The sequence below is a fragment of the Variovorax sp. 01T439_2 genome, from assembly GCF_056398445.1.
Map to the genome: position 1 here is coordinate 1 of NZ_JBFTPJ010001350.1, position 1,042 is coordinate 1,042.

A 1,042-nucleotide genomic window follows, 5' to 3' on the forward strand; every position below is an offset into this window, starting at 1 on the left:
GATCCGCACCCTGCAGAACCTCCGACAGCTTCTTGCCGGCCGCCGACGGATGGAACACGAGCGTGGCAGCGGCAGGGTCTGCGCCCGGGTTGACGATGTAGAGCCCGCCCATGTCGAAGATCCGGCTCTGGCCCACCGCTTCGCCGAAGGAAGCCTGCTGCTGCGAGATGTCCAGGCCGATGTAGAGCACGGCGACGACCTGGTCCGCGGCGTCGCGCACCGGCTCGTAGACCGTCATGAAGGGGCGCCCGAACAGCATGACGCGGCCGATGAATTTCTTGCCCGAGCGCAGCACCGGATACGCTGCGCTCTTGCGGTCGAGCAGCGTTCCGATGGCGCGCTCGCCGTTCTCCTTCTTGACCGAGGTCGTGATGCGGCGGAAGTCTTCGCCCTGCGCCACGAACACCGTGGCGTTGGCGCCGGGAAAATCCCGCGCGAAGGCATCCACCTCGCTCGTGCTCGCGCCATTGATCTGCGTGCCGTAGCTGCTCACGATGCCTTGGGCCGCATCTTCGACAACGAAAGTGGCCGCGAACTGGCGCCGGAAGACGCCGTACGCGTTCTCCGCGGTCAGCTGCATGGTGCGGTCGAAGATGTCGAGCGACCGCGCAATTGCTTCGGCCTTGGCATTGGCGTACTGCGCGGCACTGCGCTGCTGCTGCGCGGAGCCGATTGCATAGAACGCCGCAAGCAGGAGCGCCGTCACCAGAAGAATGGCAAGGGCGGCCCTGACGGTGAGCGTGCGCGCCAGCGAGACGAAGGGGCGCATTGGCTGGGACGAGTCCGTGGCTGCGGCTTTCATCGGTTCTCTCTTGTGGGGGGTGTCTAGAACTCGGTCCAATCGCCCGCGGCACCCGCGGCGCCGCCGGCCAGGGTCAGCGGCGCGGCGGAGGCCATGGCTTCCTTCTTGCGCGGCTTCGCGAGCGGCCGGGCCGGCGCCTCGGGCGTGCGCGGCGCTTGCGCATGCAGGGTTTGGGCCCCGCCTTCGAGCCTGAACACGCTCACGGCTTCCACCAGGCTCGCGGCCTGCTCCTGCATCGAC

Annotated in this window: 1 protein-coding gene and 1 pseudogene; both read right to left on the minus strand. The window is 67.9% G+C overall.

Annotated elements, in window-relative coordinates:
- The coding region (locus AC1DOC_RS34870) for a Cache 3/Cache 2 fusion domain-containing protein (protein ID WP_478131741.1) at positions 1-802 on the minus strand (802 nt) is incomplete at its 3' end.
- Between the two features lie 23 nt (positions 803-825).
- Positions 826-1,042 (minus strand): annotated as a pseudogene (locus AC1DOC_RS34875) (methyl-accepting chemotaxis protein); the annotation flags it as partial.